This is a genomic window from Streptomyces sp. NPDC002156 (genome assembly GCF_053593675.1).
Map to the genome: position 1 here is coordinate 1 of NZ_JBSFDA010000146.1, position 26370 is coordinate 26370.

General features: G+C 71.3%; 24 protein-coding genes and 1 pseudogene. 21 read left to right on the top strand and 4 right to left on the bottom strand.

The features are described 5' to 3' along the window. Nucleotides 1-297 precede the first annotated feature (297 nt). The 3 genes from ACWCRB_RS38235 to ACWCRB_RS38245 all read right to left on the bottom strand — a co-directional run bounded on the left by ACWCRB_RS38235 (nucleotide 298) and on the right by ACWCRB_RS38245 (nucleotide 3727). Nucleotides 298-1254: an NAD-dependent epimerase/dehydratase family protein gene (locus tag ACWCRB_RS38235; RefSeq protein WP_451000451.1), complete on the bottom strand. Its 957-nt coding sequence runs from the start codon at nucleotides 1252-1254 to the stop codon at nucleotides 298-300. A gap of 740 nt (nucleotides 1255-1994) precedes the next feature. After that, complete coding sequence (locus ACWCRB_RS38240) at nucleotides 1995-2780, bottom strand: cyclase family protein (protein WP_451000452.1); 786 nt, start codon at nucleotides 2778-2780, stop codon at nucleotides 1995-1997. Next, nucleotides 2777-3727 (bottom strand): DMT family transporter, encoded by a 951-nt coding sequence (locus ACWCRB_RS38245; RefSeq protein WP_451000453.1) that lies wholly within the window; start codon nucleotides 3725-3727, stop codon nucleotides 2777-2779. The genes ACWCRB_RS38240 and ACWCRB_RS38245 overlap by 4 nt, the downstream gene beginning before the upstream one ends. A gap of 137 nt (nucleotides 3728-3864) precedes the next feature. Between ACWCRB_RS38245 and ACWCRB_RS38250 the strand changes: the two genes are divergently transcribed. Then, nucleotides 3865-4887: a LysR family transcriptional regulator gene (locus tag ACWCRB_RS38250; RefSeq protein ID WP_451000454.1), complete on the top strand. Its 1023-nt coding sequence runs from the start codon at nucleotides 3865-3867 to the stop codon at nucleotides 4885-4887. Nucleotides 4888-4927: 40 nt separating this feature from the next. Here the strand turns inward: ACWCRB_RS38250 and ACWCRB_RS38255 are convergent, their stop codons facing one another. Further along, entirely contained in the window at nucleotides 4928-5905 is a 978-nt protein-coding gene (locus tag ACWCRB_RS38255; protein WP_451000455.1) for a ScbA/BarX family gamma-butyrolactone biosynthesis protein, read from the bottom strand. Nucleotides 5906-6044: 139 nt separating this feature from the next. Here ACWCRB_RS38255 and ACWCRB_RS38260 point away from each other — a divergent pair, with 139 nt between their 5' ends. The 20 genes and pseudogenes from ACWCRB_RS38260 (at nucleotide 6045) to ACWCRB_RS38355 (ending at nucleotide 26264) form a co-directional block, all read left to right on the top strand. Next, nucleotides 6045-6677 carry a ScbR family autoregulator-binding transcription factor gene (locus tag ACWCRB_RS38260; RefSeq protein ID WP_451000456.1) on the top strand — a complete coding sequence of 211 codons (633 nt, stop codon included), beginning with the start codon at nucleotides 6045-6047 and terminating at the stop codon, nucleotides 6675-6677. 154 nt (nucleotides 6678-6831) lie between these two features. Next, a complete protein-coding gene (locus ACWCRB_RS38265; protein ID WP_451000457.1) occupies nucleotides 6832-7497 on the top strand; it encodes a TetR family transcriptional regulator in 666 nt (221 codons plus the stop codon). Beyond that, on the top strand, nucleotides 7494-8255 hold the full coding sequence (locus tag ACWCRB_RS38270; RefSeq protein ID WP_451000458.1) for an SDR family NAD(P)-dependent oxidoreductase: 762 nt from the start codon (nucleotides 7494-7496) through the stop codon (nucleotides 8253-8255). The genes ACWCRB_RS38265 and ACWCRB_RS38270 overlap by 4 nt, the downstream gene beginning before the upstream one ends. A 37-nt stretch (nucleotides 8256-8292) precedes the next feature. Continuing rightward, nucleotides 8293-9084: a carbon-nitrogen family hydrolase gene (locus ACWCRB_RS38275; protein ID WP_451000459.1), complete on the top strand. Its 792-nt coding sequence runs from the start codon at nucleotides 8293-8295 to the stop codon at nucleotides 9082-9084. A 296-nt stretch (nucleotides 9085-9380) separates the two neighbouring features. Beyond that, a complete protein-coding gene (locus tag ACWCRB_RS38280) occupies nucleotides 9381-10088 on the top strand; it encodes a hypothetical protein (protein ID WP_451000460.1) in 708 nt (235 codons plus the stop codon). Further along, complete coding sequence (locus ACWCRB_RS38285; protein WP_451000461.1) at nucleotides 10085-10279, top strand: hypothetical protein; 195 nt, start codon at nucleotides 10085-10087, stop codon at nucleotides 10277-10279. The genes ACWCRB_RS38280 and ACWCRB_RS38285 overlap by 4 nt, the downstream gene beginning before the upstream one ends. 137 nt (nucleotides 10280-10416) lie before the next feature. Then, on the top strand, nucleotides 10417-12123 hold the full coding sequence (locus tag ACWCRB_RS38290) for a GH3 family domain-containing protein (RefSeq protein WP_451000462.1): 1707 nt from the start codon (nucleotides 10417-10419) through the stop codon (nucleotides 12121-12123). An 80-nt stretch (nucleotides 12124-12203) separates the two neighbouring features. Next, a complete protein-coding gene (locus tag ACWCRB_RS38295; protein ID WP_451000463.1) occupies nucleotides 12204-13082 on the top strand; it encodes an alpha/beta hydrolase in 879 nt (292 codons plus the stop codon). Then, nucleotides 13072-14232, top strand: a complete 1161-nt coding sequence (locus ACWCRB_RS38300) for a mandelate racemase/muconate lactonizing enzyme family protein (RefSeq protein WP_451000464.1) — start codon at nucleotides 13072-13074, stop codon at nucleotides 14230-14232. The genes ACWCRB_RS38295 and ACWCRB_RS38300 overlap by 11 nt, the downstream gene beginning before the upstream one ends. A gap of 54 nt (nucleotides 14233-14286) precedes the next feature. Next, nucleotides 14287-15198, top strand: a complete 912-nt coding sequence (locus ACWCRB_RS38305; protein ID WP_451000465.1) for an FAH family protein — start codon at nucleotides 14287-14289, stop codon at nucleotides 15196-15198. Then, a complete protein-coding gene (locus ACWCRB_RS38310; protein ID WP_451000466.1) occupies nucleotides 15195-16373 on the top strand; it encodes a hypothetical protein in 1179 nt (392 codons plus the stop codon). Before ACWCRB_RS38305 ends, ACWCRB_RS38310 begins: the two co-directional genes overlap by 4 nt. A gap of 227 nt (nucleotides 16374-16600) precedes the next feature. After that, nucleotides 16601-17821, top strand: a pseudogene (locus ACWCRB_RS38315) (IS701 family transposase); the annotation flags it as partial. A 134-nt stretch (nucleotides 17822-17955) separates the two neighbouring features. Further along, the gene (locus tag ACWCRB_RS38320; RefSeq protein WP_451000467.1) at nucleotides 17956-19239 is read left to right on the top strand and encodes an MFS transporter; all 1284 of its coding nucleotides are present in this window, start codon (nucleotides 17956-17958) and stop codon (nucleotides 19237-19239) included. Between the two features lie 5 nt (nucleotides 19240-19244). Then, nucleotides 19245-20000: an SDR family NAD(P)-dependent oxidoreductase gene (locus ACWCRB_RS38325; protein ID WP_451000468.1), complete on the top strand. Its 756-nt coding sequence runs from the start codon at nucleotides 19245-19247 to the stop codon at nucleotides 19998-20000. A gap of 49 nt (nucleotides 20001-20049) precedes the next feature. Beyond that, nucleotides 20050-20352: a YciI family protein gene (locus ACWCRB_RS38330; RefSeq protein WP_451000469.1), complete on the top strand. Its 303-nt coding sequence runs from the start codon at nucleotides 20050-20052 to the stop codon at nucleotides 20350-20352. An 82-nt stretch (nucleotides 20353-20434) separates the two neighbouring features. After that, nucleotides 20435-21757 carry an aminotransferase-like domain-containing protein gene (locus tag ACWCRB_RS38335; protein ID WP_451000470.1) on the top strand — a complete coding sequence of 441 codons (1323 nt, stop codon included), beginning with the start codon at nucleotides 20435-20437 and terminating at the stop codon, nucleotides 21755-21757. Next, nucleotides 21754-23010 (top strand): ATP-grasp domain-containing protein, encoded by a 1257-nt coding sequence (locus tag ACWCRB_RS38340; RefSeq protein ID WP_451000471.1) that lies wholly within the window; start codon nucleotides 21754-21756, stop codon nucleotides 23008-23010. The genes ACWCRB_RS38335 and ACWCRB_RS38340 overlap by 4 nt, the downstream gene beginning before the upstream one ends. Before the next feature lie 148 nt (nucleotides 23011-23158). Then, the gene (locus ACWCRB_RS38345; RefSeq protein ID WP_399117206.1) at nucleotides 23159-24268 is read left to right on the top strand and encodes an LLM class flavin-dependent oxidoreductase; all 1110 of its coding nucleotides are present in this window, start codon (nucleotides 23159-23161) and stop codon (nucleotides 24266-24268) included. A gap of 167 nt (nucleotides 24269-24435) precedes the next feature. Beyond that, nucleotides 24436-24912 (top strand): flavin reductase family protein, encoded by a 477-nt coding sequence (locus tag ACWCRB_RS38350; protein ID WP_399117207.1) that lies wholly within the window; start codon nucleotides 24436-24438, stop codon nucleotides 24910-24912. A 461-nt stretch (nucleotides 24913-25373) separates the two neighbouring features. Beyond that, nucleotides 25374-26264, top strand: a complete 891-nt coding sequence (locus ACWCRB_RS38355) for a ScbA/BarX family gamma-butyrolactone biosynthesis protein (protein ID WP_451000472.1) — start codon at nucleotides 25374-25376, stop codon at nucleotides 26262-26264. The last annotated feature ends 106 nt before the right edge of the window (nucleotides 26265-26370 follow it).

A 26370-nucleotide genomic window follows, 5' to 3' on the forward strand; every position in this document is an offset into this window, starting at 1 on the left:
GCCCGATTTCGATAGGAGACGGTCGGCGATCATGCGCTGAGCCGCCACTAACGGGTGACCTGCGAAGTCCGGGTCCAGGCCGGCTGAATTACGCGGAACGCAGGCAACGGCGGAGAGCCCTGGCCGCGTATGGCGGCACATGCGGGAAGCGTCGAGGCCACCTACTGGCTCGGGCCGAATCTTGGCATGCAGCAAAGGATGCGCGAGTCACAGCAGCTCATCACCCGAGCCGCCCAGGCCGGACATCCGGCCGCCATAGAGCACCTGACTTCGTCGGACGAGGCCCGAGCACCACGCTCATCCGGCCACGAGGTGCGCCCGGTACCAGGGGGCCGCCTCGGTCAATCGGTCCAGTGGACCGGGACCTGGAGCGCATCCCGCGAGCCGCCAGATCTCCTCGCTCTCGTACCAGTGGTCGCGCGCCAGCAGGGCGAACTGCCTCTCGCTGATGCGGCCGGGCACCTCCCGAAGCCGCGCCAGACACTGTTCCCAGGTCAAGTCACCGGTGACCGGTGACAGTACGTCCAGCTCCGCGAGCCTCGTCATGAGGTCGCGGTTGCGCACCGGCGTCGGATGGCTGGCGTGGAAGACCCCAGAGGGCACGGTGTCCGGTGCCGTGGCCAGGGCCGTGACGAGCCGGGCCAGGTCCTCGACGGCCACTGCGGAGACCCGCCCGCGACCGCCGTCCCAGCGGAACGGCACCCGCCGGAGCAGTTCGCCGAGCGCGGGCACGACCCAGCGGTCTCCGGTACCGAGGACGAGACCGGGCCGCAGTACGACCGCGCCCGCGTCGAGCGCGATCTGCTCGGCGGCCAGCCGGGAACGGCTGGCCGCCGACACGGGCACGGGCGGGACCCCGTCGACGGGGATGCCGCGGTGCGGTCCGGGACCGTACACCGCCGCCGTCGACAGGTGGACGATGTGCCTCACCCCGGCACGCCGGGCCTCCTCGACGACCGCCCGGGTGCCACCGATGTTCGTCCGCTCACACTCCGGCACTCCGCCGTCGACGCGGCAGGCGAGGTGGACGAGGACGTCTGCACCGCTCGCCGCTCCGTCGAGCGACGCGGGGTCCGACAGGTCCGCGTGCATCCACTCCACACCCGCCGACTCCCGTCGGCCGGCCGGGACAGCGCGGGTGACGGCGCGCACCTCGACGGCACGGCCGTCCGCCCGTTCGCGCAGCAGCAGACGGAGCACCGCCCGGCCCACGAATCCGGTCGAACCGGTCAGCAACACCCGCATGGGTTTCATGGAGCGGCGCCCTCCGCATCATCGCCCGGCACCTCTTGGGCCCTGGATATTCAGTGGAATTGGGTGACCTGACGCCCCGATAGCAGAATAGTACCGCTGACCTGCGAGGATGCGAGTGTCTACGTCGTATCCGCTGCAAAAATCAGGGCACCAATCTGGTGAGCAAAACTACAGGGTGGGACCGCCGGCTGTCGGTGGTGGCTGACGGGAAGAGACTGATCGGGCATGCCTGTGCGGTGCTGTTGCGCCGGGGTGCTGGTCCAACTGGCGATCACGATCGTGCTGGGTGCGTCGAATCTGTCGGAGGCCGAGCAACTCCAGTTGCATCAGCGGCCGTTGTTCGGGCCGCCGGCACGTGTGGAGTCTGCTGCGTCTGCGGCCGGGCGGCTTCCCCTGGCTGACGGTGGCGGGCAAGCTGCTGACCGGCTGGATCGTCATCGACATCGACGCCACCATCATCACGTCCGCGTCCAGGAAAGCGGGGGCTGCGGTCACGTCCGGCTGCCGCGCTCGAAGGACGGCACCTGGGCGGCGACGGGTGGGCTCGACGCGGTGGTTCGGCTGCCCTCTGCCCAACTGCCGCTTCACGGACAGTCGTTCGACCGGCCGGAGGCATCGGGGGTACCGCACTCCCGACGGCAGGAGGCTCCCGTCCTGCGGGCATGACAAGCTTGTCATGCCCGTTCGCGGCTGGCTCAACTGCCGTACATACGAGACCGATTCAGGCGCACATGGCCGTTTCAGGGTGCCGGGTGCAGGGCGAACACTCTTGCCGGGAAGCCCGAGCCGCCGTACGGCTTCGGCCAGGTCGCGACGATCAGGGCGCCCGCCTCCGGGACCCGGTCCAGGTTGGCCAGGAGTTCGATCTGCCAGCGGTCCCGCTGAAGGACGTACAGCTCAAGGCTGTAGTCGCCCGTGGAGCCGGCCAGGGCGGGGTCCGTGTCGGTCTGCTCGTGGCCGATCGCGGTGACGTCCGCGTCCTCGAACAGGTACCGCAGGACGTCCAGCGACCAGCCCGGCGTACGGCTGATGCCCGCCTCGTCGCGGTTGGCCATCGCCACCGGATCCGGCCAGCGCCGGCTCCACCCGGTGCGCAGCGCGACGAACGACCCTGCCGGTACACGGCCGTTGCGGCGCTCCCAGCCCCGCACGTCGTCGAGGGTGGGCACGGCGTCCGGGTCGGCCTCGACCCGCCCCGTGATGTCGAGGACCACCAGCGGGAGGATCATCTCCTCCAGCGGAATCAGGTCCAGGGTGCGCCCGCCGGCCACGAAGTGCGAGGGCGGGTCGACATGGGTGCCCCACTGGCCCACCAACGTGTGGCGGTGCACGGTGAATCCGTCGCCGCGTTCGGTGTCGAAGAGGGTCTCGCGGCCTTCGTCGGGGAAGCCCGCGAAGTGCGGCTGGCCGGGGTGGAAGGCGTGGGTGAGGTCCGTACGGACGGTCTTGGCTGCCAGTTCGCGGTACGCAGCCCACAACCCGGGTTCAGGGAGCCCGGGTTGTGGGTCGGGAGCGGAAGGAGTCATCGTGCGGGTGCCATCACGGCGGGTGCGGACCCGGGCTCCTCAACGGCCGGCGCCGGCTTCAGGGCGCCCTTGCGGCGGGTCAGGCCGACGCCGACGAGGACGACGACCATGCCGGCCGCGACCCGGAGGCCGACGCTCTCACCCAGGAAGACCGCGCCGAGCGCCACGGAGACCACGGGCAGCAGGTAGCCGACCACGGCGGCCTGGGTGGCGCCCTCGGCCGCGATGATCCGGTAGGTGAGGTGGAAGGTGACGCCGGTGCTGAAGACCCCGAGGACCAGGACCGCGACCAGGGCCGTCGTGCTGAGGTGGATCGCGTCCAGGCCGCCGACCGGCACGGCCATGGCCGTCAGCCCGGTCGCCGCGACCAGCTGGGCGGCGGAGAGGGAGAGGGTCGGGATGCCCCGGCCGACCAGGGTGCGGCCCATGTAGACGAAGGCGACGGCGTAGCTGGCCGCGGCGCCGAGGATCGCGAGGGCGCCCCATCCGAGCGAGCCCGACCGTTCCCAGGGCGCGAAGATGACCACGACCCCGCCGAAGCCGAGCAGCAGCCCGGCCAGCCGGACCGGGCGCAGACCGCGCTCGGTGCCCAGGGCGAGCCCGAGGGCGAGGGAGAAGAACGGGGTCGTCGCGTTCAGTACGCCTGCCAGGCCCGAGTCGACGGTCTGCTGGCCGATGCTGAAGAGGGCGAACGGCAGGGCGTTGCAGAAGAAGGCGGCGATGACGATGTGCCGCCAGACCGTGCGGCCGGTCGGCAGGCGCCGCCCGGTGGCGTACAGCGCGCCGGTGAGCACGACTGCACCCAGCACACAGCGGGCGAGTGTGACCTGGAGAGGGGACAGCCCCCGTAACGCCAGTTCGATCCACAGGAAGGTCGACCCCCACAGCAGGGCGAGCACGGCCACTCGTGCCGCACCCCTCAGACTCTGCGTGCTGCCACTGTTCACGATGGTGTCTCCGTATCTGTGTCTGGATCTGTGTCTGGTCCGTGGCTGGCTTGGTCCGGCATCCCTGTTATGAAGGTGCCCCAGCCAAGCTTTGAGGACAAGCAAATGGTTCTACACCTTTTGTTAAGCTGTACTGCATGCTTGATGTGAGGCGCCTCCAGGTCCTGCGCGCGGTGGTCACCAGCGGCACGGTGACGGCTGCCGCGGCCCATCTCGGTTACACCCCTTCCGCCGTCAGCCAGCAGGTGGCGGCTCTGGAGAAACAGGCGGGTACGGCGCTCCTGGAGCGGGTCGGCCGGGGGGTCAGGCCCACCGCTGCGGGTCTGCTGCTCACCGAGCACGCGGGCCTGATCAGCGCGGCCGTCTCCCAGGCGGAGACGGCCCTGGCCGATCTGCGGGCCGGGCGGACCGGCCGTCTCTCGGTCCGCTACTTCGCCACGGCGGGCTCCACGCTGGTCGCGCCCGCGCTGGCCCGGCTCCGGCTCGAACACCCCGGCGTACGGATCGACCTCGAACTCGCCGACCCCGAGGACCCGTTCCACGAGGTGGTCAAGGGGCGGGCCGACCTGGCCGTGGTCGTACAGGCCCGGGACAGGACCGGCGACGGCTCCATCCGTCTCGTCCATCTCCTGGACGACCCGTACGCCGCCGTACTGCCCGCCGACCACCCGCTCGCCGAGCGGCAGGTGATCAACCTGAACGAGCTCGCCGGCGAACAGTGGGTGGGCAGCGAGCCGCCAGGACCCTGTCTCGAACCGGTGCTCGACTCCTGTGCGGCGGCGGGCTTCAGCCCCGACTTCGTCATCCAGACCGAGGACTACGCGACCGCGCAGGGCTTCGTGGCGGCCGGCCTCGGCATCGGTCTGATGCCTCGGCTGGGGCTGCGCACCCCGCACCCGGGCGTGGTCGTGCGCGAGGTCCGCAACCCCGAGCCGGTGCGCGTCATCTCCGCCGCGGCCCGCCGCACCGCACCGGAGCAGCCCGCGCTGCGCGGCCTGGTGGACGCACTGCGGGAGGCGGCCGGCACGGTCGGCACACGTGCCGCAGCCAGCACAATCGATGCAGCCGGCACAGTCGGTACGGCCGGCGAGGGCGGGCGGTCCGATGTGCGGCGCGAGCCTGCCACCGCCGGTCCGGCCGATGTGTCCCGGTCGCGATGAGCGGGGGCGGCGGGCGACGGGTCGGCGGTGGCGGCGCATGTCAGACGGCCACGGGCGCGGAGGTGGCGGGTGCGGAGGCTGTGGCCGGGGTGGCGGACGGGACGGGGGCGGCGGACAGGGTGACGGTGCTGGAGAAGATCTCCCTGTCGTGCTGCCGCGCGACGACCCTGACCTGGTCGCCGTCCACGCTGCGCTCGGTCTCCAGCCAGCAGGGCGCGTCCAGTTCGGCGTACTTGACGAAGACGGAGTCCATGCCGGTCACGGCCGTCCGCCGGGGATGGGCCGCGGCCAGGGACGCCTGGCGGGCGGCCTCCAGGAGCAGCATGCCCGGGGCGTGGTCGACGACGTGATCGAAGAGGACGGGATGCGTCGTGTCCACCCGCAGCTGCCAGCGGCCGGGCCGGTCGGTGGCGGCCAGCACCACGTCCTCGAAGCGGTCGCGGCCGAAGGCCTCCACCCCGGCCGGGGGCGGCAGGGGTACGGCACGGGCGGTGGCGGCGGCCGCGTCGGCGTAGCCGCCACGCAGCCGCTCGTATATCGCACGGTCCTGTATGGAGAAGCTCGAACGGGCGGTGGCCATGGGGCGGCCCGCGCGTTCGACGTCGACCGTCATGGATATCGCGGCGGCGCGGTCGCGGCGGTACTTCACGTCATGGCAGCTGATGCGCAGGTCGAGCTCGACCGGACCGCCGTCGGCGTGCATGGTCTCGGGGTCGACGACCCAGCTGAAGTCCTTCCACAGCAGCTGGTGGCCGAGTGGCACCCGGTAGGCGCGGTGGGACAGCAGCGGCAGGGCCTGCCGGACGGTCTCGCTGAGGAGGAGCGGGTCGTGCAGGCCGAGGTGGGTGCGGTAGAACGGATGCGTCGCAGGCCACTCGGCGGTGACGGCGAAGGCGTCGGGCGCGGACCGCCGCCAGCTGCGCAGGAGCACTTCGTCCTGGTTCGTCTTGTGCGTGAAGGTGGGCTCGACCAGCTCGAAACCGGCTTCGACACGGTTTTGGGCAAGGCTGTACGACATGGTGGTCCCCCCTGATGAGGCGCTGATTTACGGGCACGCGCAGACCAATCGAAGGCGCCCCCAGTGACAGGGGGACGTCGACGTGAATAAAATAGAGGTCGTTCTTTTTGTTTGTCTAGGTGCAAGGAGAGTCCCGCCGATGGCACGACAACGGCAGGAGCGCGCGAACAAGACACGAGCCGCGCTCATCCGCTCGGCGGCGGAGGTGTTCGACCAGGCCGGATACCACGGAGCAGGCCTCAACGCGATCCTGCAACGGGCCGGAATCACTACCGGAGCCATGTACTTCCACTTCAAGTCGAAGGAGGAACTGGCCAGAGCGGTCATCGTGGAACAGGCCGCCGAGCTCCAGTGGCCCAAGGGCGAGCGCGGTCTGCAGCAACTGCTGGACATGTGCGGCTACCTGGCCGTGGAGATGCGGCGCAACGTCCTGTTCCGGGCGGGGGTCCGGCTCGCGGTCGAGCAGAACGAGGTCGGGCTGCTCGACTACTCGATCTACGACTGGTGGTCCGAGCAGTTCCGCGAACACCTCAGTGAGGCGCGGGAACTCGGTCAGCTGCATCCGCACGTGGACTTGGCGGCGTTCGCACAGGTGATCGTGGCCGCGTACACGGGTACGCAGATCATGGCGCGGCTCTCCAGCGGACGGGCCGATCTGCCCGAGCGCATAGAGATGATGCTGCGATGTCTGTTGCCGGCCCTCGCGCCGGCCGAGGTGATCGCGACGCTGCACTTCACCAGAAGTGAGCAGGCGGAGGACATCACCTCCTGAGTCCCATCCGGGTGGGTGCGGTCGCCCTCCGCCGGAGGGCACCCCCCGCCCCTCGACTTGCCCAAGTTGTCCTGGAGTTGCTCCTGCAAGTTATCGGCGGCCGTCCGCGGCAGTAGGTTCGCGGCACCGGTTCGTCGACAACGAGGTCAAGTCCATGGTGAAGCAGACGCGGGCACAACGCACCCGCCAGGCTCTGATCGCGGCGGCTGCCATCGAGTTCGACCGGCACGGGTACTCCGGAACCTCCCTGTCCGCCGTCCACGGTGCCTGCGGTGTGACGATGGGCGCGCTCACCTTCCACTTCCCCGCCAAGGCCGACCTCGCGTCCGCCGTCTGCCGGGAGGCCGAGGCGGTCACTCGCGCGGCGCTGCCCGGCCCTGAACCGGCGCCCACCGTCCGGTCGGTGGCGGAGCTGACCTTCGTGGTCGCCGACCTGCTGGAGTGCGAGGTCACCGTCCGTGCGGCGGCCCGGCTCAGCCAGGAGCGGATGCCGTCCGCCCAGTGGCACGGCGTGTGGCGGGCCGCCCTGCGGGATCTCGTGCCGCTGCTCCACCGGACGGCAACCCCCGGCGCATGGCCGCAGCCCGGCGAACTGGAGCTGCTGGCCGTCTACTTGACCGCCGGCGCCGAGGCGGCCCTGCGCGCAGGACAGCCCGGCGGTGAGGTACGGGCCCAGCTGGAACGCCTGTGGGGGCTCGTCCTCGACGCCGCACCCAAGTCGGCGTCGAACCCCGTTCCCCACCCCGCCCCGGACTTTCGTCCGCTCCTCCCGGACCACCGCCCGGGTTCACTCCCTCTCACGAATGGGCTCAATCCATGACTCGACGCTGCGCGCTCGTCACCGGCGGTTCCCGGGGAATCGGCGCCGCGATCGCGACCGAACTCGCCGTCGCCGGGCACCGCGTTGCCGTGCACTGCCGTACGGACACCACCGCCGCCAAGGCCGTACTGGACGGCCTGCCCGGCACCGGCCATGTCCTGGTCACCGGGGACCTGGGGAGCCCGGGCGCGGCCCAGGAGATCATCGACTCCGCGGTCCAGCGGCTCGGCACGGTGGACGTGCTCGTCAACAACGCCGGTGTGTACACCGAACAGCCCGTCGCCACCACCTCGTACGAGGACTGGCAGCGGGACTGGCGGCGGCTCGTCGATGTGAACCTGTTCGGGCCCGCCGACCTGATCTGGCGCCTGGTCGACCATCTCAGGCACCGGCTCCAGGGGCCGCAGGGCGCCCGGATCATCAACGTCGGCTCGCGCGGCGCGTACCGGGGCGAGCCGAACGCCCCCGCCTACGGCGCGACCAAGGCCGCCCTGCACGCGCTGACGCAGTCGCTCGCCCAGTCGCTGGGGCCCGACGGTATCGCCGTGAGTGCCGTGGCGCCCGGATTCGTACGGACCGACCTCACCGAGCCCATGCTCGTCGGGGAGGCCGGTGAGGAGGTACGGCGGCAGAGTCCGCTCGGCCGGATCGCCGCGCCCTCCGACGTCGCGGCCGCCGTGGCCTGGCTCGGCTCCGCCAGGGCCGAGTGGTGCAGCGGCGCCGTCCTCGACGTCAACGGCGCCTCCCACCTGCGCTGACCCCACCCCAACTCCCGCCTGTCAGAAGGGATTCACCATGCGCGCGGCCCTCCTCCAGATCGCCGTACGACCGGACGAGCCGGCCGGTGAGCGGCGCGCCCGCGTGGCCGCGCTCGTACGGGAACAGCGCGGCGCCGATCTGGTGCTGCTGCCGGAACTCTGGACGTGCGGCGCGTTCGCCTTCGACGCGTTCCGTGCACACGCCGAGCCGCCGGCCGGGCCGACGGCCCGGGCGATGGGCGAGGCCGCCGCCGCCGCGCAGGTGTGGCTGCACGCGGGGTCGATCGTCGAACTCGGGCCCAGGGACGTCCTGTTCAACACCTCCCTGCTGTTCGCACCCGACGGCAGACTCCACCGCACGTACCGGAAGATCCACCGCTTCGGCTTCGACAGCGGCGAGGCGGCGCTGATGTCGCCGGGCGACGAGATCGTCACCGCCGGGCTCCCCATGGCCTCGGCGGGTCTTGCCACCTGCTACGACCTCCGATTCCCCGAGCAGTTCCGGCAGTTGACCGATGCCGGTGCCGAACTCCTGCTCGTCACCGCCGGTTGGCCCGCGGCACGCCGTGCCCACTGGTCGCTGCTGACCCGCGCACGGGCCGTCGAGTCGCAGGCGTACGTCCTTGCCTGCTGCACCGCGGGCACCCACGCGGGCGTCGAGCAGGCGGGGCACAGTGTCGTGGTCGATCCCTGGGGCGAGGTCGTGGCCGAGGCGGGGGCGGGGGAGGAGACGCTCGTCGCCGAGCTCGATCCCGCGCTCGTGGCGAAGACGCGCGCCGAGTTCCCCGTACTGCGTGACCGTGTCCTCGGTCTGCCGCTCCCCCGGTAACCGGGCAGCCGGTCATGTCCACAGATGCCGTCCGCCCGGCCAGCCGCCGGGATGGGCGGCATCTGTCGTCTCCAACCAACTCCCTTGCACTGCGAGGCAGTTGGAGTTTTTCCCGCAGTCTCTTGCGCTCGACCGTCAGCCTGTGTCACGCTTCTTCGCGAGGCAGTCTGCCCTCTTCGAGGAGCCTTCGAACTGCCACCGCGTCGCCGTCGGGCGGCGCTTTTTTGTTGCCCAAGAACCGGCGTTCCCCGCAGGCCCCCTTGCCCCGAACCCGTTTTCCCGAAGGTGAGCCGACCATGGCCGACCGAACCCCCTCGCCCCGCACCTCCTCCCCCCCGACTCCCGCGCCCTGCGCGTCGACCCGCTGCCGTCGGGCGGCCCGCACCGGCCGACTGGCCCGCCGGCCCGCCTCTCCCGACGCCCGGCTCTGCACGGCCTGCAAACGGGCCCTGGGGGCCGACCTGGCCGCGCTGCCCGGCCTGCACCGCGAGAGCGAGCAGGACCTGGCGCCGGTCTCGGGCGGCGGGCTCGTGCCACGCGTCACCGGCAGCCGGTCGTGCCCACCGCCCGTCAGCGACAAGGCACTTGAGGTGCGGCACGACGTCGTCGTACGACTGGCCTCCTGGACCCGGCTGGTGCTCGACGAGGCCGACGGCGCGCGGGCCCCGGCCTCGGCCCCGCCCCGCCGGACCGTCGCCGATCTGGCCGCCTTCCTCGGCCGGCACGTCGGCCTGCTGGCCGCCCACCCCGCCGCGGGCGCCGCCGCCGACGAGATCGCGGGCGCGGCGGCGGCCCTGCGGGCCCTCGCCGCGGAGCCGAAGGCCGACCTCGTGCCGCTGGGCCGCTGCGTCGAGCCGGGCTGCGACGCCGAGGTGTCGCTGCCGGGCCGGGGCGGCGACGACCTGGTCCTGCGCGGCCCGATGTGCGAGGCGGGACACATTCTGACGCCCCGTCAGTGGCTGGTGCTGAAGGAGCGTACGACCACGATGAAGGAGAGGGCATGACCACCAACGGCCGCAGCAGGCGCGTCCCGACCTCGTTGGCCGCACTGGCCCTCGGTGTGCAGGAGGGCACCATCCGCCAGTGGGCCAGGCGCGGCAAAGTGACCCGCTACGGCACCAAGAGGCAGGCGCTGTACGACCTTTCCGAGCTCGCCGCACTGGCGGCCGGGGAGACCGGCACGCCCCGCGCCTGAGCCCTCCCCGCTCTCCCTCCCCGTCACCCATATCTCTCGACCACCCCACCGTCCGGCACCCGCCGCGCGGTGCCGACGTATGCCCGAAAACGGCCCGTCGGCAACCCACTTGAGCAATCCACTTGAGGAGACGAACCGTGGCAACCGCCCTGGAATCAACGGAATCAACGGACACAGCCGCCGAGGCCCCGCAGTGGCAGCAGTACTGGGACAGCCGGCGCGCCCCCTTCATCGAGGAGTGCCGTCAGGCTCGCGAGACCCTGCTCGCCGATCTGAAGGACCCGCACACCGCCCAGGCCCGGGTGCTCGACGACCTCATCCACATCGGCGCCGGCTCGCTGCACTGGAAGGAGCGGGGGTACACCCGGGTCGCCGCCGACCCGGACAGCTTCCGCTCGGTCCTGCCGGTCATGCGGTACGGCGACTTCGTCGACGAGATCGACCGGGAGACCCGCACCAAGGGCGGTGTCCTGTCGTGCAGCCCGGTGCTGCGCTGGCTCAAGACCAGCGGGACGACGGGCACACCCAAGCGCGTCCCGTACACGCTGCACTGGCTGTTGACCTACCGGATCCCGGCCATGAAGGCGATGTGGGGCACGTATCTGGAGCACCACCCGGAGATCCTCGCGCACCCCTTCGCCACCCTCGACACCCAGACGGTCCGGGAGGACGTGTACGACTTCGTACACGGTGTGGAACACCAGGCGATCAGCAACCGGCACCCGCAGATCAACAGCCGGGACTGGAGCCCGCCGTGGTACCAGTCCCCGTGGTTCGGCCCGGACGCACCCGCCTCGCACGCCGGGCGGATGTACCACCGCATCCGGCACCTCGTCGGCCGCGATCTGCACTACATCTCGGCCATCAACCCGAGCACCCTGGTCTCGCTGCGCGACCTGATCGCCGACCACGGGGAGGAGTTGGTACGTGATCTGCGCGACGGCACGCTCCAGGGCCGGCCGTGGACCGAGCCCGACGAGAAGGCCGCCCTCCACCTCGAACAGGCCCTGGCGCGGGACGGGTTCAGCCTGGTCGACGTATGGCCTTCGCTGACCCTGTACAGCTGCTGGCTGTCGGCCTCCGCGGAGTTGTACCGGCCGCGTCTGGACGCCGTGCTGCCGGGCGTCGACAAGCTGCCGTTCATGAGCTGCGGCACGGAGGGCGTCACCACGATCCCCGTCGACGACTCGCTGGACAGCCAGCCGCTCGCCGTCAGCCAGGCCTACTTCGAGTTCGTCCCCGCCGATGTGCCGCTGGGCGCGCTGGTGGAGGCCGGCGAGCAGGTCGACACGCTCCTCTTCGACGAGGTCGAGGCGGGCCGCGACTACCACCTGATCATGTCGCAGGGGAACGGGCTCTACCGGCTGTGGACCGGTGACATCTACCGCGTCGACCGGATCGTGGACGGCACGCCCTGGATCCACTTCACCCACCGCGACGGCGTCTTCCACTCCTTCACCGGCGAGAAGATCACCGAGGGCCAGGTCACCCAGGCCATCCAGCAGGGTCTGGCGGCGAGCGATCTCGACACCGGCCTCTACATGTGCGGCCCGCGCTGGGCCGAGCTGCCGTACTACGTCGTCGCCGCCGAAGTCCCGGACCCCTCGCCCGAGTTGGACCGGGAACTGTCCGCCGGGGTGGACCGCGAACTGTCCGTGATCAACATCGAGTACGCCTCGAAGCGGGACAGCGGCCGGCTCGGCGGCATGCGGGTGGTGACCGTGCCGCAGGGCGCGATCGCCGCGTATGTCGAGTCGCGGCGACAGCAGGGCAACGCCACCCAGTACAAGTACAAGCCGTTCCAGCAGGACATCGACTTCGTCGCCGCGATCACCGGCAACTGAACACGCGCCGCCCGTCCGGCATGTGACGAGCAATCAGGGATTCCCCAAAAGACCAAGAGAAGCGACAAGGAGTACGGGAAATGATCGAGACCCTCAGGCCCCCGCAGAACACCCGTCGGGAGATCGTCCAACTGACGTCCGGTGAAACCGAGTTGGCGCTGCACGTATGGCGTCCGGAGCGGATCAAGGGAGCCGTCTTCTACTTCCACGGACTGCAGAGCCACGCCGGGTGGCTGTGGGAAGTGGGACCCCGGTTCGCCGACAACGACATCGCGCTCTTCGTGCTCGACCGGCGCGGCAGCGGCATCAGCGCGGGCCCGCGGCACGAGATACCGGACGCCGACACCATCCTCGACGACTACGCGAACGCCGTCGCCTTCGTCCGCGGGATGATCGGCGACTCCGTACCGCTGTCGCTGTTCGGGCACTGCCTGGGCGGCTCCTTCATGGCGGCCCTGATGCACCACGAGTCGTTCACCACCCGGTACGACGCGGCCGTGTTCTGCTCGTCCTGGCTGGGCCGTCTGCACGCGACCCTCGGCGCCGACGAACTCCGGGCGCTCGCCGGGGAGACCAGCGACGCGCCCTGGGACGCCGGGCTCCGGTCCGCCGACTTCACCGACGAGGCCAAGTACCGGCACTTCATCGACCACGACGACCTGGCCGTACGGCAGTTGACGCGCCGCTCGCGGGCCGTGCTGCTGGAACTGGAGCGGCGCTACCTGGCGCCCCGGCGTGCCCTCGCGCCGGTCACGGCCACCTTCGTGTCCGGCATGACCGACCCGATCGTCGATCTGGACGCGGCGCACGGGGTGTTCCAGGACCTGATGTCCGAGCGCGGGGCGATCATCAAGTTCCCCACCGACCGGCACTACCTCTTCTACACCGACGTCAGCGACTCGCTCGTCGACTGGACGTCGACGTACACCCTGCTCCAGGGGCTGAACCGTGGCTTCTGACGGCCTGTTCACCGGCGGCGCGCGGGCGCGCCTGTACCGCGTCGAACTGCCCATGCGGACGCCGTTCGACCATCCCGCCGCCCGCCGCCGCACCTCCGACAGTCTGGTCCTCAGCCTGACGACGGACGACGGCGTGCGCGGCCTCGGCGAGTGCGCGCCGCGTCCCTACGTCACCGGCGAGACCTGTGACGGCGTGTGGGCGCAGCTCGAGAAGGTCGACCTCGACGCCCTGTTCGCGCGGCTGGCCGACGTTCGGCCCCGGCAGTTGCTCGCACTTCTGCACCGGGACGGCTTCGCCCGTGTCTTCGGGATCGACGGCGGCAACAATCTGCGCTGTCTGCTCGAGACCGCGGTCCTGGACTGGATCGGGCACCGACTGGGCCTGGACGCGCGGCAGTTGCTGCCCGGCGGCGAGGCGACCGGGCCCGGACCGCGGTCCCTGCCCGTCTCCCAGGTGCTCGATCTCAGCCTGGGCGCCGAGGAGTTCCTGGCCACCCGGGGCCCGTTCCACTTCGTGAAGATCAAGGCGTCGGACGACATGGAACACGACGCCCGTACGGTACGGACGGTCCGCGAGCGGCTCGGGGACGACGTGCCCGTCATGGTCGACGCCAACATGAGCTGGACGCCCGAAACCGCGCTGTCCCAGGCGCGTTGTCTGCGCGATGCCGGCGCCGACTGGGTCGAGGAGCCGCTGGCCAAGGGCTCCTGGGAGGCCCTGCGGGAGCTGCGCTGCCGTGGCGGTCTGCGGGTCATGCTCGACGAGTCGGTGTGCACGGGCCGGGACGCGCGGAAGGCGGTCAGGTCCGGGGCGTGCGACGCGTTCAACGTGCGGGTGTCGAAGAACGGCGGTCCGCTGCCGGCTTCCGAACTCGTCGCCTATGCGCGGCAGAACGGCGTCCGGTTCCAGATCGGTGTCCAGGTCGCCGAGGTGGGCCCGCTCATCAACGCGGGCCGGGCACTGGCCTTCCGCCACCGGGACGCCATGACGGCCGAGGCGGGACAGTCCGACCGCTTCTTCCCGCAGATGATCGTCGCCCCGCGCCCGGCCGTCGACCGGGACGCCAACGTGCTGGCCCCCGCGGGCGGCCCCGGCTGGGGCCTGAGCCTCACCCCGGCGGCAGAGCGCTGGGCCGTTCGGGACCTCTGACCTGCCCTGTCTCCAGATTTCTCACCCCTGCGCATGTCCAGGAAGGGAACCGTCATGCCCGTACTCTTCGAGTGCACCTACCGGGGCCGTCGCCACGTCGGCCTCGAACTCCCCGCCGACGGCAAGCCGTTGCGGCTGCGACCGCTCGGCGGGATGGACCTTCGGACGCTGGTCGTGGACGCGGGAGGCGACCCCGCCGCGCTCGCTGCGGCCCTCACCGACCTGCCCGGGGAGGTGACCGTCCCGGCCGAGGACCGCGAGGCCGTACGAATGCGTCCCCCGCTGCTGCCCGACCACACGGGCGACGCCATGGTCAGCGGCTTCATGCAGACCCACAACGTCAAGGTGGAGGCGGACACCCCGGCCCAACCCAACTGGTTCGTCAAGGGACTTGGCGACACGCTGAAGCTCCCAGGGGAGGACCTGCGCGCGCCGGCCGGTTCCGTCGCCCTGTGCGAGGAGGCGGAGATCGTCCTCGTGCACGTCACCGACGGGGACGGCGAACTCCACTACGCCGGCTACACCTTCGGCAACGATCTCACCGACATCGGGCGCTTCCGGCGGCACCGGGGACACCTCTCGTACGCCAAGCTCTGCGACGCTGCCGTGGCGCCGTGGCTGTTTCTCGACGCCCCGCCCCGGCATGTCACCGGACGCGTGACGATCGAACGGGAGGGAGACGAAGGGGCCGTCTGGAAGGGCGAGTTCACCACCGGGACCAAGGCCCTGCACTACGGCCTCGACGGCATGATGTCCGAGCTCTTCTCCTACGACACCCTGCGCACCCCCGGCCGCGTGCACTACGTCTACATCGGCGCCGACCGCAGCAGCTTCCACGGCGGCCACGAGATGGCGGACGGGGACCGCGTCACCCTGGAGTTCACCAGCCACGGCGTCACCCTCGCGAACACCGTACGGTGTCCTTCACTCACGGCACCCGAGCCCGCCGCCCGCGAGGGGTCGTGAACGGCGACGAGGGTGTGCGCAGGCTCAGCGACACCGAGGCGACCTTCGCCTACACCCACGCGCTCATGGGCGGGAACACACAGCTCACCACGGAGTTCACGGTGAACGCGGCGTTCTCCCCGGAGCGGGTGGAGCGGGCGGTGGAGCTGTGGCTGCGCCGCCTCCCGCTGCTGTCCCTGCGCATCGCGGAACTGGACGGCAGCCTCTGGTTCCGCCGGGAAACCCCCGAAGCACCCTCCCCCGAGGGCCGGTTGTGGCGCCTGCGGGTCGGGCACGGTCCGGCGGCGGCGACACGCTTCGCCTTCACCTGTCATCACGCGATCTGCGACGGATACTCGACCGGTCACCTCGTACGGGCCTTCCTGGACGGCCTGTTCGGTATCCCGGGCGGGGACGGGTTCCGCCCGGGCGCGGACCCCCTGCCGCCCGACATCGACGAACTCACCTACGCGAGCGGGGACATGCGTCCCCCTCGCACCCCGCAGGCCCGCCGGTCCCCGTGCTCGTACAGCGCACGTCTGACGGCATCGGCCGGCAGCCCCGTGACCTTCACCCTCACACCGCGCGAGAGCCGGCGGCTGCGGAACTGGTGCCGGGCACGGGAGTTGACGGTGGGCGGGCTGCTCGCGACCGGGCTCGCCGACTCGCTCGCCCGGGAGACCGGCCGCGAGGAGGTCACGGTGTCCACGGCGGTGTCCCTGCGCCGCCGGTACGCCGAGCGCTCACTGATCACCGAGCCGGGCTGCGTACTGGGCCTGGTCCGGACACCGGCACGGACCGGGACCGGGACCGGCGGCAACGACCAGGTGGACCGGGCCCGCGAGAACGCGGCGGCACTCCGGTCGGCCGCTCACGCCTGGCGTCCGGCGCGGCGCGCACACGCCCGGATCCGGCAGTCCGTCGAGCGCGAGGCCGCGGGCGGCGGGGCGCCGGAGATCCGGGTCACCGACATCGGCTCGGTGGACGCGGCCCTCGGCTCGCACACCGCCCGGCTCACGGAATTCCGTACGGTCGCGGCCCGCGGCGACGCCCCGGCGGGCGGCACGCTGCACCTGTCGTCGTTCATGGGCGCACTCACCGTGGCGCTCTCCACCGGCTCCAAGGGCCCCGCGCGACTGGCCGCCGCGGCGGAACGTGCGGTGCGCGAGGCCGTACTGCTGTCCGCGAGCCGATGATTCTTTCGCGGGCCTGTGAAGAAACCGCAGGTCGGAGCGGTACGGCCATTCAGACTCCCCGAAGTCGTGAAGACGGGAAGGCGATCGCATTGAAAACAAAGAGTTCGTTCTCTATTTTTTTGAGGGCGGGCCCCGGACGGCGGGGCCCGCCGGGCAGGACAGTCCAGAGGAAGGAACGCGGCATGGCCACGGCGGTTTCCGCAGCGCCTGACGCACCGCTCATGACCATGAGCACATATAGGGCCCCACGGCAGTACGGTCGGCCGGGTGCCACGACCGGCACCTTCGAAGCGGCGACCGGCGCCTTCGACGCCTTCGTCACGGAGGTCTTCGGGCCGCTGCCCCGCGCCGACCAGCGCAGATGGGCCCGCACCTACACCCAGGGGCTGCTGATCACCCCTGGCCGCAAGACCGTACGGGCGCTGGCGGCGGCCGCGTCGGAGTCCAGTACGGCGTCGCAGGCACTGCACCAGTTCGTCAACGCCAGCCCCTGGGACTGGGAGCCCGTCCGCGCAGGGCTGGCCCGCTGGGTCACCCGCCGCGCCCGGCCGCACGCCCTCCTCATCACCGCGGCGGTGCTGCCGAAGCGGGGCGACCGCTCCTGCGGGGTGCACCGGCGGTTCGATCCGCAGGCCGGACGGACCGTCAACTGCCAGGTCGGCATAGGGGCGTTCCTCGCCACCAGCGAGGCGACCGTCCCCGTCGACTGGCGGCTGCTGCTGCCCGGGGAGTGGACCGCGGACCCGCGGGTCCGCAGCAGGGCCCGCATCCCCGGCACCACGCCCAGCGCCCAGGACTCGCCCTGCGACCAGGCGTTGAGCCTGGTGGACGATCTGGACCGCGCCCTGGCCGACTCCCCGGACGGACCTCACGGACCTCACGGACCGGACGCACCGGACGCACCGCCGGTCGTCGCCGACCTGACCGGGATCGCCGACCCCGCCCGGCTGATCGGCGGACTCACCGCCAGGCAGCGGCAGTTCGTGGTGGCCGTACCCGGGGATCTGCAGGTGCTGCCCGACCCGGTGGTGTCCGTCGGGTCCGTCCCCCACCCCCGTACCGCCATCGCGGTCAGCGCCCGCCACCTCATCGCCCGTCGGCACGCCCGGCAGCCCCACACGCCGGTCATCACCGGAACCGTCCGGCTCCCTGGCATCCCCGGCGCCTTCCGCCTGCTCGCCCAGTGGCCGCCGGCCGAACCCGGCAGCGGGCGGATCTGGCTCACCGATCTCGTCGACAGCCCGCCCCGCGAGGCGCTCGCGCTGGCCCGTCTGCACCCCACCGCCGCCGACACCCTGAAGCTGCTGGAGGACGACCTCGGGCTGCGCGCCTTCGAGGGCCGCTCGTACCCCGGCTGGCACCACCACATGACCCTGGTCTCGGCGGCCTTCGCATACGGCGCCCTGGGGCCCGCCGCGTTGTTCGGATCGGCGCAGGCGTCACGGGCGGTACGGGTGCCACGGGCGGCACGGGCGCCGGGTCAGGCGGCCAGGCCGCCTCTCCGCGGGGCGCGCCCCGTACCGCGCCCCGTACCGCGACCTGTACGGAATGTCCTCACCCCCACCCGGACAGGACGCTCCTGATGGCTCTGCCCAAAGTGTTCTGGCTGTTCTGGTGCGGGCAGACCATCGGCCGGCTCGGGACGCTCGCACCCGCTTTCCTCGTGCTCTATCTGGAGCAGGAGGGCCTGGTCTCCGCCGGTACGACTCCGGTCGTCGTAGGGCTGTTCGGCGCCGGCATCGTTCTGTCGGGGCTGGTCGGCGGGGCCTTGGCGGATCTGATCGGGCCGCGCCGCACGATCATCGCCGCCCAGCCCGTCACCGCCGTGATGGCCCTGCTGTTCGCCTACGCCCACCACGTGGTCCTGCTGTGTGTGCTCGCGCTGATCACCGGTTTCCTGTCGGCGGTCGACCGTCCTGCCGGGGCCGGACTGATCGCCGGGATCGTTCCGCAGGAGCAGTTCTCGAAGGCGTACAGCCTCTTCCTCGTGGGCTTCAACATCGGGATGTCGCTGAGCCCCGTCCTGTCCGGCTTCCTGCTCGCGGTCCGGCCGAGCGCCCTGTTCGTGGTGTGGGCGGCGGGCAGTCTGCTCTACGCGGCCCTGGTGTGCGCGCTGCCCGCCGACCGGCTGCCGCCGCGCAGTCGCCGGCCCGGCGGTACGTCCGCCTTCGCGGCGGCGGCCCGTGGCATCACCGAACCGTTCCGCACCCCCGTCCTGGTCGCCTTCCTCGTCCTGACCTTCCTGCTGGCGTGCATCTACCTCCAGGTCAACTCCGCGCTGCCGCTGGACATGCACGAGAGCGGGCTGACCTCCGGGGACATCGGAGTCGTCCTCGCCGTCAACGCCGTACTGTCCGTCCTTCTGCTGCCGCTGGTACCACGGTTCGTCAGGGGTATGCGCGACCAGGTGCCCCTGGTCATCGCGAGCGGTCTGATCGCGATCGGCTTCAGCGGCAACTCCCTTGCGGGCAGCATCGTTTCGTACACCGTCGCCACCGTCGTCTGGACGCTCGGCGAGGTCTTCTGGGCCCCGATGTCGGCGACCTTCATCGCCAACCGGGCACCGGAGGGCCGCAGCGGGAGCTACCAGGGCTCGTACTTCTTCGCCTGGAACGCGGCCTTCGTGGTCGGCGGTCCCGCGGGGCTCGCCGTCGCCAACTCCCATGGTTACGAGGCCCTGTGGACGTCCGTCCTGGTCCTCGGCGCCGTCGTCACCCTCGGCTTCTGCCTGCTGCCGCGGCTCGCCGGGTTCGAGCGCGGGCACTCCGACTCCCTTGCCCGTACCGGGAAGAGCGGCGCTGGGCATGCCGGCGCCGACAGCAACGCCACCCCGTCCGAGAAAACACCCACCCGAGAGACAAGGTGACCCGAATGACCGTCCCTACCCCCCGCACCGCACTCCTTGTCGGCGCCGCCGGCGGCATCCTCCGCGAAGTCGCCCTGAAACTCGCCGAGGAGGGCCACACGCTCGTCCTGTTCGACCGGGACGCGGACGCGCTGAACCGGCTCGCCGAGCGGCTCGCGCCCCTCACCAAGGTCGAGACCGTCGTCGGTGACATCACCGACATCGCGGCCGCCGGGCGCCAGCTCACCGACATCGTCGAGCAGTTCGCCCCCTCCATCCTGGTCAACGGAGTCGGCGGGGACACCCGGGTGATCGGCTACGCGGATCTGACGACCGATCACTTCGACCAGTCGTTCCTGGAGAACGTGGTCAGCAGCTGGATCGCGGTGAAGGTCTGCGCCCCGCGCATGGCCGCCGACGGCTACGGCCGCATCGTCAACTTCGCCTCGGCGGGCGGCCGTACGTACAGCCACTTCAACAACGCCGCGTACGTCGCCGCCAAGGCCGCCGTGATCGGCATGACCAAGCAGATGGCGTACGAGCTGGCGCCGACCGGTGTCGTCCTCAACGTCGTCGCCCACGGCCCGATCGCCACCGAGCGAGTGGCCGGCGCGTTCGAGCGGCGCAACCCGGCGCAGCGGGAGGCCGTCCTATCCAGGCTGCCGATGGGCCGCTACGGCTCGGTCGCCGAGGCGGTCGGCAGCGTGCTGCACCTCTGCTCCGAGAGCGCCGGTTACTCGACCGGCTCCGTGATCGACATCAACGGCGGCCTCTACATGTGAGCCCCGCCCCTCCCCGACTCACCGTGACCGCACGCCCAAGGAGGCTTCCATGGCGAAGTTCGTCGTCGAGTTCGAGTACAACGTCGACCGTGCGGGCCGGCAGGACCTGCACCCCGCCCACACCGACTATCTGCGCACCCTCACCGAACGCGGTGTCCTGCTGCTGGCCGGTCCGCTGGAGGACCTGAACGGCGGGCTGCTGGTCTACGAGACCGAGGACCGCGCCCGGTTGCAGGAGGTCCTCGACGCCGAGCCCTACGTCAGGGGCGGCATCGTCGCCCGCACCCGGATCCGCCAGTGGTCGCCGGGCAAGGGCACCTGGATCGCCGCACACGCCCTGCCCGTCGCCTGACCCGCTCCTCTCAAACTCCCCTCCCCTCCTCCTCCCTCTCCCTCCCTCCCTCGCAAGAGACTCCTCGGAAGGACCGACTGACGTGCTCGCAACACCAGTTCAGCAAGACACCGCGCTCCGCCAGGACGAACTGCACGCCGGCGTCGTGGATCCGGACATGGACTCGATGCGCCTGCTCAGCGAGACGGCGATGAAGTTCCCCGACGCCCTGTCGTTCTCGTCGGGCGCGCCCCACGACGGCACGCACGACCTGGCCAAACTCTCCCAGTACGTGCACCGCTATCTGGCGCATCTGCGCGAGCGGGGCGTGCCCGAACAGCGCATCACCCGCCTGATGTTCCAGTACGGGCCCGTCAACGGCTTCATCCAGGACGAGGTCGCGCTGATGCTCGACCGGGACGAGGACATCGTCGTCCCGTCCGACGCGATCATGATCACGCACGGCTTCCAGGAGGCCGCGCTGATCGCCCTGCGCGGTCTGTTCCGCTCCCCGGACGACGTCCTGCTGTCCGTGTCGCCCGCGTACGTCGGTATCCGGGGCGCCGCCCGCATGCTGGACATCCCGGTCAGGGCCATCACCGAGGGCCCGAACGGACTCGAACCCGAGGCTGTGGCCGCCGCGGTGCGCGCCGTGCGGGCCGAGGGCAAGCGTCCCGCCGCGCTCTATCTGGTCCCCGACTTCTCCAACCCGTCGGGCACGGTCGTCCCGGTCGACGCCCGCAGGCGACTGCTGGAGCTGGCCGCCGAGGAGGGCTTCACCATCCTGGAGGACAACCCGTACGGGCTCTTCGCCAAGGACGGCGAGCGGCTGCCGACGCTGAAGTCGCTGGACACCCGCGGCGATGTCGTCTACCTCGGTTCCTTCGCCAAGTCGGCTTTCCCCGGCGCCCGGTTGGGCTATCTGGTCGCCGACCGCGAGGTCGTCGGCGAGGACGGCACCAGGCGCACCCTCGCGGCCGAACTGTCCAAGGCGAAGGCGATGTTCAGCGTCGGCTCGTCCTCGCTCTCGCAGGCCGCGATCGGCGGCATCCTCGTCGAGGCCGACCATGATCTGCGCAGCGCCACGCGGGAGTTGACGGCCGTGTACCAGGAGCGGCTCGCGGCGACCCTCGACGCCCTCGCCGAGCACTTCCCGCCCGAGCGGTACGCCGAGCACCGGGTGCGCTGGAACCGGCCGCGCGGCGGCTTCTTCCTCGTCGTCGAGGTGCCGTTCGAGGCTGACCTGGCCGCGATGGGGCGCTCGGCGCGCGACTTCGCCGTCTCGTGGGCGCCGATGCGGATGTTCCACCTGGCGGGCGGCGGCGAGCGCGCGCTGCGCCTCGGCTTCAGCAACCTGCCGCCCGCCGCCGTGCGGGAGGGCATCGCCCGCCTGGCCCGCTTCATCGAGTCGGAGGCCCGTTCATGACCAGCAGCACCCGCCCCGTCGCCGTAGTGGTCGACGGCTACTCCGCCGGCAACTTCTACCCCGCCGCCTTCGCCGCGTACGGCGCGGACGTGGTCCATGTCCAGAGCACCCCGCGGATCAACCCGACGATGCAGGCCCCGGACCTGACCGCGTACTCCCGCAACATCATCTGCGCGGACGAGAGTGAACTCGTCGAACTGCTGCGCCCGTACGGCCCGTTGTGCGTGGTCCCCGGGCAGGAGGGTGCCGTCCGGCTCGCCGACCGGCTCAGCGAGGCGCTCGGTGTGCCGTCCAACGGCTCGGCGCTGTCCCGGGCCCGCCGCGACAAGTACGAGATGATCGAGGCGCTGCGCAGGGCCGGTGTGCGCTGCGCAGGCCAGTTCAAGAGCGCGGACCCGGCCGAGATCGTCAACTGGTCGCAGGAGCAGGGCAGTTACCCGGTGGTGGTCAAGCCGCTGAGCTCGGCGGGATCGGAGGGCGTCGTCGTCTGCGACAGCGCGGAAGCGGTGCGTAAGGCGGCCGAGGCGGTGCTCGGCACCCAGGACATGTTCGGCGGCGCGAACACCGAGATCCTCGTGCAGTCCTACCTCAGGGGCACCGAGTACATCGTCGACACCGTCAGCTGCGCCGGCGAGCGCTATGTGTGCGGGGTGTGGGAGTACGAGAAAACGCTGCTGCCGTCCGGCAAGAACATCTACAACCGGGACCTCCTCGCCGACCCGGACGCCGACCCCGTACCTGCCCTGACCGCGTACGTCGACGGGGTGCTCGCCACGCTCGGCGTCCAGTGGGGCCCGGCGCACGCCGAGGTCATCGTCACCGACGAGGGCCCGGTCCTGGTCGAGATCGGCACCCGGCTCAACGGCAACATCAACGCCCCGTTCCACGACGTGTGCCTGGGCCACAACCAGGCGGCGCTCACGGCACAGGCGTACGCCCGACCCGACGAGTTCCGGGCGGCGTACGCGGGCCGGGTCTACCGCAGGCTCCAGCCGGCGGTCGTCTACAACACCCCGACCGAGCTCGACGGCGTCGTGGCCTCGGTCGACGAGACCGCCGTCGCCGAGATCCGCGGCCTGGAGAGCGTGTTCTTCGCCGGCGTGAAGCTGGCGCCCGGCGCCCGCATCCGCCCCACGGTCGACCTGCTGACCAGCTCGATGAAGGTGTTCCTCACAGCCCCGGACGACCACGTCCTGGAGGCCGACTACGAGAAGGTCCGCTCACTGAAGGACGCGGTGTACCGGGTCTCGTAGCCCGCCGCAACCGGCTCGCACCCCGCCCAACTCCCCGGCCACTCGCTCCCGTTCGCCCCCTGCACCTCTTCTCGCTCGTTCTCGCGCCCAACTTGCTCCCCATTCACGGTAATTAACCCCTTTCGCGCTCGCTTCCCGGAGGTCTGCTGTGCACAGCCGTATCGGACTCTTCCTCTCGCCCGTCCACGAGACCGGCCAGGACCCGCATCTCGCGATACGCCGGAACCTCGACCTCGTCGAGCTCGCCGACGACCTCAACTTCGACGAGGCGTGGTTCGGCGAGCACCACACGCTCGGCTGGGGCCTCGTCGGCGCCCCCGAGACGATGATCGCCGCCGCCTCGCAGCGCACCAGCCAGATCAAGCTGGCCCACGGTGTGGTCCCGCTCTCCGGCCACCACCCCTTCCACGTGGCCAGCAGGGCCGTACACCTAGACCACCTGACCCGCGGCCGCTACATCCTGGGCGTCGGCCCGGGCGTGCCGTTCGACGCGAAGATGTTCGGCCTGGAGCAGCCGGTGCAGCGCCGCCGTCTTGAGGAGGCGCTGCCGACCGTCCTCGAACTCGTCAACGGCGAGGGCCGGATCAACCAGAAGACCGACTGGTTCGAACTCAACGAGGCCAAGCTCCAGTTGCCCCGCTTCAGCCCGCAGGGCATCGAGGTGGCCGTGGCCACCTCCGGCACCTCGAAGACCAGCCCGAGCCTGATCGGCCAGTACGGCCTGAGCATGACGTCGTTCGCGCTGCCCTTCGCCCTGCTCACACCTGGCGCCCCCGCGCACATCAACCTCGCCCACCAGTGGAAGTACGCGGAGGAGTCCGCCGCCGAGCACGGCCAGACCCTGGACCGCGACAAGTGGCGGATCGCCCTGCCGGTGCATGTCGCCGAGACCCGCGAGGAGGCGTTCGCGGACGTCCGCGAGGGCTACGACCGCTGGCTGTTCGAGTACTTCGGCAAGGCGGCCGGGCGCGAGGTGATCAGCCCGGACACCCCGCGCGAGCGCGCCCTCGAGGCCCGTGTCGAGGCCGGCGGCGCGCTGGTCGGCTCGGTCGACGACGTGGTCAGCGGCATCGAGCGGCTGCAGGAGATCACCGGCGGCTTCGGCTCGCTCCTCGTGTACGTCGCCGACTGGACGTCGTACGAGCGCACCAACCGCAGCATGGAGCTGCTCGCCCGGTATGTCGCGCCGCGCATCACGGGCTCGGCGGCGCGTCCGCAGGAGGCCGTGGACTGGGCGATCGCGAGCCGCGCGAAGTAGTTCCGGCCGGCGTGAGGAAGGCCCCGCCTTCCGATTCGCCCCCAAGACGGGTGCCGGGCCGGGATGTTCGTTCCCCCGCCCGTTCCGGCCCGGCGCCCTCCCCCGGTCGAGACCCACCCGAGCCCACCCCAGGCCCCACCCACACCTCACGCGAACGGATTCAACTCATGCTGGAGCAGCGCTCGTTCCGCGACATCCTCGGCCGGTTCACCACCGGAGTGGTGCTGGTCACCGCGCACACCGCCGAGGGCCCCAAGGGCATGGCGGTGAACTCCTTCACGTCCGTGTCCCTGGACCCGCCGCTGGTCGCCCTGTGCGCCGCGGACACCTCCACCACCTGGCCGGCCATCCGCGCGGCGGGCGGCTTCGCGGTCACCATCCTCGGTGACCAACACGCCGAGCTGTGCCGCCTGTTCAGCGCCAGGGGTGCCGACCGGTTCGCCGTGGGCGACTGGGCGTCGACCCGGGCCGGGCATCCCATACCGGCCGACGGTCTTGGCTGGCTGGACTGCCGTATCGCCACCATCCATCCGGCGGGCGACCACGAGCTGGTCATCGCCGAGGCCGTCGAAGGAGCCCTGACCGAGCAGGCGGGCCCGCTGGTCTTCCACGCCGGTCGCTTCACCGCCCTCGCAGCCGCCTGACCCGCCCGCCCGACCCGGTCCCATGCCACGCCCCGGGCCCGCCATGCCCCGCCCCGCGGCCCCTGTCACCACCGGCACCACCGGCACCCGCACCGCCTGCCGAACCGCCGGGGCCCGCTCACCGCCGGACCGGTTCCTAGGCCCTGTCGCCATATTCCCGTCTGTCCTGCGGCGTCATGCACGCTCCCCCAGAGGGGGGACCCCCACTCGCCGCACCGGGCGCAGACCCACGTACAACCGGCACGCAGGCCTGCGCCCGGCACTCCCTCAGCCTCCGGCCGGGGGACCCCCAGAGCACACACCTGACGCCGCAGGACCCGCCCTCCGGGCGGACGACGGGAATGTGACGACAGGATCTAGCATCGTCGACCACCAGAAAGGCAACCTGCGTGTCCGTCACCGATTCCTCACGCATCCTTCCTTCACCGCCGTATGCCAGGGGCGGGGCCGATCTGCGATTCGTGCGTACCGCTCCGCGCCACCTGGTCGACCGCAGCGCGATCGCCGAGGTGCTGATCACCGACTGGCTGCGGCTGGGCCCCGACACCTTCCGGCTGGGCGCGCAGTGGCCGCGCGGTCACACCTTCTACGCGCCCATCGCCGGTTCCTGGCACGACCCGCTGCTCGCCGCGGAGTCACTGCGGCAGGCGTCCGTCCTGCTCGGGCAGACGTACTACGGCGTGCCCGCGGACCATCGCTGCGACATCGCCGAGCTGGACGTCGGCATCGTTCCCGGGGCCGTCCTCCTCGGCCCCCGCCCCGCCGAGATACGCCTGGACGTCTCCGCCACGGACGTCCGGCGCCAGGCCGGCGCGCTGACCGGGCTCACGCTGGAGGCCGACCTGCTGCGCGGCGAGATCTTCGCGGGTGCGGGGCGTCTGGCGCTACGCGTGTCACCCATCAGCGACGGGCCCGACTCCCCAGTCGAACCAGGTGACTTCCCCACCCAGCCGGACCCGGTCCCACCCCCGATCGTCGGCCGCCTCGACGAACGGGACGTGGTCCTGGGCATCCCCCGCTCGGCCTCGGCCCGCCGGGGCCTCGAATGGGAGCTGCGGATCGATCCCAGTCACCCGGTCCTGTTCGACCACCCCACGGACCAGGTCCCCGGCATGCTGCTCCTTGAGGCGGCCCGCCAGGCAACCCAGGCCGCGTGCGCCCCGTACCGCGTCCTGCCCGTGGAACTCCGCAGCGCCTTCCACGCCCCGGTGGAACTGGACCTCCGCTGCCGGATCTCCGCGACGCGACTGCCCGTCGAGGACGCGGGCGAGGACGCGGTGGTACGGGTCACGGCGTCCCAGTCGGGCCGCCTGGCGTTCGACAGCCTGGTGGTGGCGAGCCTGTGCGACTGACGCCGGTGGCGGGGGGGTGCCTCTATGTCTTTCGTCAAGCGAGGCGGGGGGTTCGGTGTTCGTAGAAGGTGCCGTCGCGGAGCATCGCGAAGAGCACGCTGATGCG